The organism is Parafannyhessea sp. (assembly GCF_051876455.1).
Lineage (GTDB): Bacteria > Actinomycetota > Coriobacteriia > Coriobacteriales > Atopobiaceae > Parafannyhessea.
On sequence record NZ_JBJEHW010000204.1, the window covers coordinates 1 to 8,007 of the forward strand.

The 8,007-nt window shown below is 67.6% G+C and carries 7 protein-coding genes; 5 read left to right on the plus strand and 2 right to left on the minus strand.

Annotated elements, in window-relative coordinates:
- The coding region (locus tag ACI38Z_RS08685; protein ID WP_439789803.1) for a radical SAM protein at window positions 1-622 on the minus strand (622 nt) is incomplete at its 3' end.
- Between the two features lie 248 nt (window positions 623-870).
- Here ACI38Z_RS08685 and ACI38Z_RS08690 point away from each other — a divergent pair.
- Together ACI38Z_RS08690 and ACI38Z_RS08695 are read left to right on the plus strand one after the other, a co-directional pair.
- Window positions 871-2,097 (plus strand): iron-containing alcohol dehydrogenase, encoded by a 1,227-nt coding sequence (locus tag ACI38Z_RS08690; protein ID WP_439789804.1) that lies wholly within the window; start codon window positions 871-873, stop codon window positions 2,095-2,097.
- Between the two features lie 215 nt (window positions 2,098-2,312).
- Entirely contained in the window at window positions 2,313-3,779 is a 1,467-nt protein-coding gene (locus ACI38Z_RS08695) for an MATE family efflux transporter (protein ID WP_439789805.1), read from the plus strand.
- Between the two features lie 41 nt (window positions 3,780-3,820).
- Here ACI38Z_RS08695 and ACI38Z_RS08700 read toward each other — a convergent pair whose 3' ends face one another.
- Complete coding sequence (locus tag ACI38Z_RS08700) at window positions 3,821-4,651, minus strand: MBL fold metallo-hydrolase (protein ID WP_439789806.1); 831 nt, start codon at window positions 4,649-4,651, stop codon at window positions 3,821-3,823.
- Between the two features lie 224 nt (window positions 4,652-4,875).
- Between ACI38Z_RS08700 and tilS the strand changes: the two genes are divergently transcribed.
- The 3 genes from tilS to ACI38Z_RS08715 all read left to right on the plus strand — a co-directional run.
- Window positions 4,876-6,402 carry a tRNA lysidine(34) synthetase TilS gene (gene tilS / locus ACI38Z_RS08705; protein ID WP_439789807.1) on the plus strand — a complete coding sequence of 509 codons (1,527 nt, stop codon included), beginning with the start codon at window positions 4,876-4,878 and terminating at the stop codon, window positions 6,400-6,402.
- A 76-nt stretch (window positions 6,403-6,478) separates the two neighbouring features.
- Window positions 6,479-7,033, plus strand: coding sequence for a hypoxanthine phosphoribosyltransferase (hpt, locus tag ACI38Z_RS08710; RefSeq protein WP_439789808.1), 555 nt, complete (start codon window positions 6,479-6,481; stop codon window positions 7,031-7,033).
- A 19-nt stretch (window positions 7,034-7,052) separates the two neighbouring features.
- Window positions 7,053-8,007, plus strand: a 955-nt coding sequence (locus ACI38Z_RS08715; protein WP_439789809.1) for an ATP-dependent metallopeptidase FtsH/Yme1/Tma family protein, incomplete at its 3' end; no start/stop codon positions are given.

Here is an 8,007-nt window from a genome sequence, read left to right on the forward strand (position 1 = left end):
GCCACTCGCTCACCTGGTCGTACGAGGTGTTTGAGACGTCGCGGTCGCCGAACATGCCCTCCAGGAACATGGTCTGGACAATCACGTGGCCGTCGTAGCTGGCATAGGTCTCCACCTGGTGCTCGACGGAGTAGGAGGCGGCCAGCGGGCGGTCGATGGCGCGCACGAGGTCGTCCGAGTGCGCGTCGAGCTTGAGGATGTTGTCGTCCACCTTGAGGAGCGCCTCGCGGACCTCGGGCTGGTCGGCGTTGGTGCCGTTGGAGAGCACGGCTATCTTTGCGTTGGGCGCGAGCTCGTCGCGCAGCTCGATGACGGCGTCGACGGCCTTGGGGAACTTGGGGCTCAGCGTGGGCTCGCCGTTGCCCGCGAACGTGATGACGTCGGGCAGGTCGTCGTCGGCGGCCATGAGCTCGAGCGCCTCGCGCAGCGTGGACTTGAGTTCGCTGAGCTTGGTGAACGGGTCCTTGGTGCGGCGCTTCGCGTTGAAGCCCACCTCGCAGTAGATGCAGTCGAACGAGCAGATCTTGCCCGTGCAGGGCATGAGGTTGACTCCGAGCGAGACGCCCAGGCGCCGGCTGCGCACCGGGCCGAAGACGGGACTGGGGTTGAGGAACGTGGCCATGGTCTTCTCACCAAACCTTAAAGACGCTTGAGGTATTGGCCAACTTGACTAGTGATTGATGGACAAGTTGCGCATGAAATCCTCAGCAAATTATAATCTTCACTAATAATAGCACGCCGTTTGACCCGCAAACGCGTAATATTGCCGAAAAGTTACACGCGCATGAATCGAAACGTGGTATGTCATTAATAGCTTCAAGGCGAACAGTCCATCGCGAGGGGCGATGGTCGACATGTTGGGAGATTGAAATGGGTCGTTTCACTAACCCGCGTGACGTGTACTTTGGAGAGGGCGCCCGTCATGAGGTCAAGAACCTCAAGGGCCACAAGGCCATCATCGTCTCCGGTGGCCACAGCATGCGTCGCGGCGGCTTCCTGCAGGACGTCCAGAAGGACCTGGAGGACGCCGGCTTCGAGGTAAAGCTGTTCGAGGGCGTCGAGTCCGATCCTTCCGTCGAGACGGTGGAGAAGGGCGCGGCTGCCATGCGCGAGTTCCAGCCCGACTGGATCGTCGCCATCGGCGGTGGCTCTCCTATCGACGCCGCAAAGGCCATGTGGGTCTTCTACGAGTATCCTGACGAGTCCTGGGACGAGATCATCAAGCCGTTCAACTTCCCCGAGCTTCGCCACAAGGCGCACTTCTGCGCAATCAGCTCCACGTCGGGCACCGGCACCGAGGTCACGGCGTTCTCCGTCATCACCAACTACCAGCAGGGCATCAAGTACCCGCTGGCCGACTTCAACATCACGCCGGACGTCGCCATCGTCGACCCCGAGCTCACCTACAGCATGCCCGCCAAGCTGTGCGCCCACACCGGCATGGACGCTCTGACGCACTGCCTCGAGGCGTACGTCTCCACCGCGGCCTCCATGTTCACCGATGCCAACGCGCTGCACGGCATCCGCGAGATCGTGGAGTGGCTGCCCAAGTCCTACACGGGCGACCATGAGGCCCGCGCCCACATGCACGAGGCCCAGTGCATCGCCGGTATCGCGTTCTCGTCTGGCCTGCTGGGCATCGTCCACTCCATGGCGCACAAGACCGGTGCCGCCTTCGAGGGTGGCCACATCATCCACGGCTGCGCCAACGCCATGTACCTGGGCAAGGCCATCCAGTGGAACGCCAAGGACTCTCGCGCCAAGGAGCGCTACGCCTACGTGGCCAAGGAGATCCTGCACCTTCCCGGCGACACGGACGACCAGCTCGTCGACAACCTGGTCCAGAAGATTCGCAGCATGAACGACCAGCTCAACATCCCGCAGGGCATCAACAACTACGCCGTGGGCGGCATCAAGGCCGACGCCAACGACCAGCCCGTCATGGTCTCCGAGGCCGAGTTCAAGGAGAAGCTGCCCAAGATCGCCGCGAACGCCGTTCTGGACGCCTGCACGCCGGAGAACCCGCGCGAGACCAAGCAGGAGGACTTCGAGAAGATCCTCACCTGCTGCTACTACGACGAGCCGGTCACGTTCTAAACCAGCCCGCGCGCACAGCCGCATAGGAGCCTGAACCATGGGAGCCCGTCACCGCAAGGTGGCGGGCTCCTTGCGTCAGGGCTGGGACTCGCGCGCGTACCGAGGCCGCGCGGGGTAGGGCGGGCGTTCTTCTCCCCAAGGTTGCCGCGACGGGCCGCGCGGGTGTATCACGAGTGATGGCCGCACGAGGCGGCCGGCGGTCGTGAGGGGAATGCGTGGTGCAGGGAAAGCGGGACAACGCGGGCGAGAAGGACGTGGCCACGGCGCAGGGCGCGGCGGGCCAGGGGGACGGTGCCTCCGGGCAAGACGACGCAGCCAGGCGCAAGTACCGCCAGATGACGCAGAGCCCCGTGCACCGGCTGGTGCTGTCGCTTGCGTGGCCGTCCATCGTGTCCAACCTGGTGACCACGCTCTACAACCTTGCGGACACCTTCTTCATCGGGCGGATATCGACCTCCGCCTCCGGCGCCATCGGCGTGGCGTTTGTGGTGATGACGCTGATCCAGGCGGCGGGGTTCTACTTTGGGCAGGGCACGGGCAACGCCATGTCGCGCTACCTGGGCAGACGCGACCAGCGCATGGCGGATACCATGGCCTCTATCGGCGTGACGGCCGCGTTCTGCATGGGCCTCGCCATAGCCGTGGTGGGCCACCTGCTGCTGGAGCCCATCTGCATCCTGGCGGGCTCCACTCGCACCATCCTGCCGTACGCCAAGACCTACATCGGACTCATCCTCATCGGCGCGCCGTGGATGTGCGCCGCGCTCACCCTCAACATGCAGCTGCGATTTGAGGGCGAAAGCGCCTACGCCATGGTCGCCTTCGTGTCCGGCGCGGTGCTCAACTTTGGGCTGGCGCCGCTGCTCATCTTTGTGTTCGGGCTGGGCATCGCGGGCGCGGGCCTCGCCACCATAACCTGCCAGTTCCTGAGCTTTGTGCTGCTCTTGGTCGGCATGCAGCGCAGCCACGTGGCGCACCTCTCGCTTGGGGCGCTCGCCGTGGGGCGCGACCTCGTGCGAGAGATCAACAACGGCGGCCTGCCCTCGCTGGCGCGCCAGCTGGTGAGCGGCTTTGCCATAACCGTGCTCAACAACGCCGCCCGCCCATACGGGGACGCCGCCATCGCGGCCATCGCCATCGTGCAGCGCGTGGTGAGCTTTGGCAACTACATCCAGATTGGCATTGGCCAGGGGTTCCAGCCCGTGTGCGGCTACAACTACGGCGCCGGCCGCTACGACCGCGTGCGCGAGGCCATGCGCTTTGCCCGCAAGGCGGCCTTTGGCATCGTGGCGTGCGTGTGCGTGCTCACGTTCGCGTTTGCGGGGCAGATCGTCTCGCTCTTTCGCGACGACCCGGAGGTCATCCGCATCGCAACCGTCACGCTGCGCTTCCAGAGCGTGACGCTGCCGCTTACGGGCATCGCCATGATCACCAACTTTGCCCTGCAGACCACGGGCCGCATGTGGCGCGCCACGTTCCTGGGGCTGTGCCGGCTGGGCCTGGCGCTCGCGCCGGTGGTGGCGATCCTCAGCCGCGTGCTGGGGCTCCCTGGCGTGGAGTGCGCACAGTCCGTGGCGGACGTCATCACGGTGCTGGTGGCAATCCCCATGGCGGTACAGCTGGAGCGCGAGCTCGCGCGGCGCGAGGCGGATTCGCAGGCGAGAAGCACGGGCGCCCGCTGACGGCACGGGCCCGTGGGTGCGCCGCCGTGCCGGCCGTGCCGCTACCAGATCGTGAGCGGCTCCTCCTGGCTCGCGGCGCATATGGTGAGCAGCCCGTCTGCCGTCCGCGCCTCCGGCCGGCCGTCGTCGTCCGTCGTGACGGCGGCGCCCATCGCGTCCGCCAGCGTGCGGACGCACAGCCCCGGGGTGTTGTTCTTCTCGGATAGATGCAGGGCTACCACGGTCTCCGTGTCCTCCGTCACCAGGAGCGGCAGTGCGTCGGCCGCCTGCGCGTTGGAGAGGTGGCCGGTGTCGCCGCCCACGCGGGCGCGCAGGTAGGCGGGATACGGCCCGTGCGCGAGCATCTGCTCGTCGTGGTTTGACTCGATGCCCAGGATGCGCGCGCCGCGGAGCTGTCCCAGCGCCTCGGACGTGAGGAAGCCCGTGTCCGTGCACCAGGCGATGGCGTCCTCAAGCTCGCCGTCGTCGCTCACGACGGAGAAGCGCAGGCCAAAGGGGTCGGCAACGTCGTGCGAGGTGGGGAAGGTGCTCACGACCATGCCCGCGAGCGCCATGGTCTGCTCGTGCGTCACGAGCGTGAACGGCACCTGCGCCAGGGACTTGGATCCTCCCGCGGTGCCCGCCGTCGCGAGCACGTCGCCGTCGAAGTGGTTGCAGAATACGGGAAGGCCGCGCACGTGGTCGGAGTGCTCGTGCGTCACGATCACGTGCGTGACGCGGTCCATGTCGCAGCCCACGGCGTCGGCGCGGCGCAGCAGCTCGCGGCGGGATATGCCGCAGTCTATCAGGACGCTTCCCGCGGGGCCCTCCACCACGGCGGCGTTCCCCTTGGATCCGCTGGCCAGTACGTGCAGGTGCATCCTGGGTGTCATGCTCTTCTCGCCCTTCCCTATACGGTGCGCGGTCGCACGCCGCGTGGCGCCGGCGCGTCCGGCGCGTCACAACCACGGCATTGTAGGGCATGTGCGGTGGCAAGGCGTCGCTACGGTGTGGCCTTCGCGTTTCCTCCCCTCCGCGGGAGGCGCGGCCGTCGTATGCTTGCAGGTGCACAAGCTCCCGGCGCCCGCGCGCCGGGCACGTACGTCAGGAGGCAACGTTGCCAAGCGTGAGCAGAAGGTACGCAAGCGCAGGCCAGCAGTTTGAGCGGCCGTCGTCCCGCCGGGACGACGAGCTTCGGGCGCCGGTCGTGCTCATGGTGTCGGGCGGGGCGGACTCCACGGCACTGTTGCTGCTGGCGGCCACGGCGGAGCTCGACATAGACGACGGCCGCGGCACGGCCCGCATCGCGCGCGAGCGCCTGCACGTGCTGCACGTCAACCACGGCCTGCGCGGGCTGGACGCCGCGGAGGACGAGGAGTTCGTGCGCGACCTCTCGGCCCGCTTTGGCATCCCGTGCACGGTGCGTCGCGTGGACGTGGCCGGGCTCGCGGACGCCGGCGCGCTGGGCCAGGCCGCCGGCTCCAACGTTGAGAACGTCGGTCGCGAGGTGCGCTACCAGGAGGCGTCCAGGCTCGCCAACCGCCTGTGCGCGGAGGTGGGCGTCCCGCGCTCCGCGGCCAGGATCCTCACGGCCCACACCGCCAACGACCGCGCGGAGACCTTCATCATGAACGCCATCCGCGGCAGCGGGCCCGCGGGCCTCTCGTCCATACCGCGGCGGCGCAACCGCATCGTGCGGCCGCTGCTCGACCGCACGCACGAGGAGCTGTGCGACCTCCTGCGCATGCGCGGCATCGTGTGGCGCGAGGACAACACCAATGCCGACACGCGCTACCTGCGCGCCTTTGTGCGGCACCAGGTGATGCCGCTGCTGCGCCAGCGCAACCCCAAGATCATGGGCAGCATGTCCGCCACGTGCGACATCCTTTCCGACGAGGACGCCTACATGAACCAGGTGGCCTCGCGCACGTACCGCGACCTGGTGCGCCGCAGCTCGGACACCATGGTCGCGCTCGACGCCGCGCGCCTGGCTGCGTGCGAGGTGGCCATCGCGCGCCGCGTGGTGCGCAAGGCCATGCTCGCCGTCTGCCCGGACGCCCGGCTCGAGGCGCGCCACATAAACCGCGTGCTCGCGCTCGTGGCGGCGGGCTCCGGGTCTACCAGCACACCCATGGGCTGCGACGCCCGCGTGGAGTACGGCCTGCTCTTCGTCCGCGCAAAGGCTGCCGCGGGGGAGAAGGACGGCCCCCTCGCCCTCTGGCTCGACGTGCCCGGCAGGCTGCAGCTGCCCGATGGCCAGGCACTTCTCGCCCGCGTCGTGACGGTGCCGCAGGGATCCGCCGCGCCGGAGGTGGCCCGCGCGCACGCCGTGGAGTGGGAGGGCCGCTCCGTGCTGCTGGACGCCACGGCCGCCGGGCTCGACGCGCAGGGCGGGCGCCTGTGGGTGGACTCCGCGTCCGCCGGCGACGTCATGTGCCCGCTCGGCATGCACGGCCAGAGCAAGAAGCTCTCCGACCTGCTGAACGAGGCCAAGGTGCCCGCCGCGGACCGCGCCGCCGTGCCGGTGGTGCGCACGTCCCCGCGCGGGCAGGTGGTCTGGGTGGCGGGAATACGGCCGGACGAGCGAGTTCGAACGCTCCCCGCAACAAGGCTGCTGCTAGAATTGTCCCTCAGTAGGGACTGACGGCAGCGCGGCGCCGTCGCGAGGCGCCTGGGCGGGCGCTCCGGCGCCCGTGCGCACACACGAAATGGGGATCACCATGGCAGAGCAGCTACATCCGGACATCCAGAGCGTCATCCTGAGCGAGGACGACATCAAGCAGATCGTCGCGCGCCTGGGCGCGGAGGTCAGCCGCGACTACGAGGGCAAGAACCCGCTGGTCGTGGCCGTGCTGCGCGGCGCCTTCGTCTTCACGGCGGACCTGCTGCGCAAGATCACGGTGCCGTGCGCCGTGGACTTCATGGCGGTCTCGAGCTACGGCGCGGGCGTCAAGAGCTCCGGCGTGGTCAAGATCCTGAAGGACCTCGACACGGAGATCCGCGGCCGCGACATCCTCATCGCGGAGGACATCCTCGACTCCGGCCTCACGCTCAGCTACCTGATGGACCTGCTCCGCGGCCGCGGTGCCAACTCCATCAAGATCTGCGCGTTCGCCGTGAAGGACATTCCCAACCACAAGCCGGCCGTCACGCCGGACTACGTGGGCGCGCACGTGCCCGACGAGTTCATCGTGGGCTACGGCCTCGACTACGCCGAGCGCTATCGCAACCTTCCCTACGTGGGCATCCTCAAGCCCGAGGTCTACAGCAAGTAAGCAACACAAGGAGCCACGAGTGGCAGACAACAACAAGCCAACCCTCAGGGGCGTCGACCCCTCCAACCCCAGGGGCGACGGCCCCAACCCCCGACGCAACATCATCGTCTCGCTCATCCTGGTGGCAGTGGTGGCCTACGCGATGTACGCGGGCTACAACTCCTACCGCGGCACGCCCGCGGACGTGATGAGCACCAACGAGTTCGTCACGGCCGTCAAGCAGGACCGCGTCAAGAGCGTCACGTTCAAGACCGAGGACGGAAGCCTCACGGGCACGTACTGGCGCAAGAAGTCCGACGTGGGCGAGAAGGACAAGACGTCCCAGTTCAAGAGCACGTACGTGGGCTCGGACAGCCTGCAGGAGCTCATGGCCAAGAGTCCCAAGACCACGTTCACCATCGACACCTCGTCCAACGACTTCCTGGAGTCGTTCCTCGTCACGGTGATCCCCACGGTGCTCGTGGTCGTGGCGTTCGTGTACTTCATGAACCAGATGAACGGCGCCAACGGCCGCACCATGAGCTTTGGCAAGGCCACCAAGGCGCGCACCTCGGAGGAGACGCGCCCCAAGGTCAAGTTCGACGACGTCGCCGGCATCGACGAGGCCGTGGAGGAGCTGAAGGAGGTCCGCGACTTCCTGCGCGAGCCAGAGCGCTACAAGCGCATGGGCGCCAAGATCCCGCACGGCGTGCTGCTGGTGGGCCCTCCGGGCACCGGCAAGACGCTGCTTGCCAAGGCCGTGGCCGGCGAGGCAGGCGTCCCGTTCTTCTCGATATCCGGATCTGACTTCGTCGAGATGTTCGTGGGCGTCGGCGCGAGCCGCGTGCGCGACCTCTTCAAGCAGGCCAAGGAGGCGGCGCCCTCCATCATCTTCATCGACGAGATCGACGCCGTGGGCCGCCAGCGCGGCGCCGGGCTTGGCGGCGGCCACGACGAGCGCGAGCAGACGCTCAACCAGCTGCTGGTCGAGATGG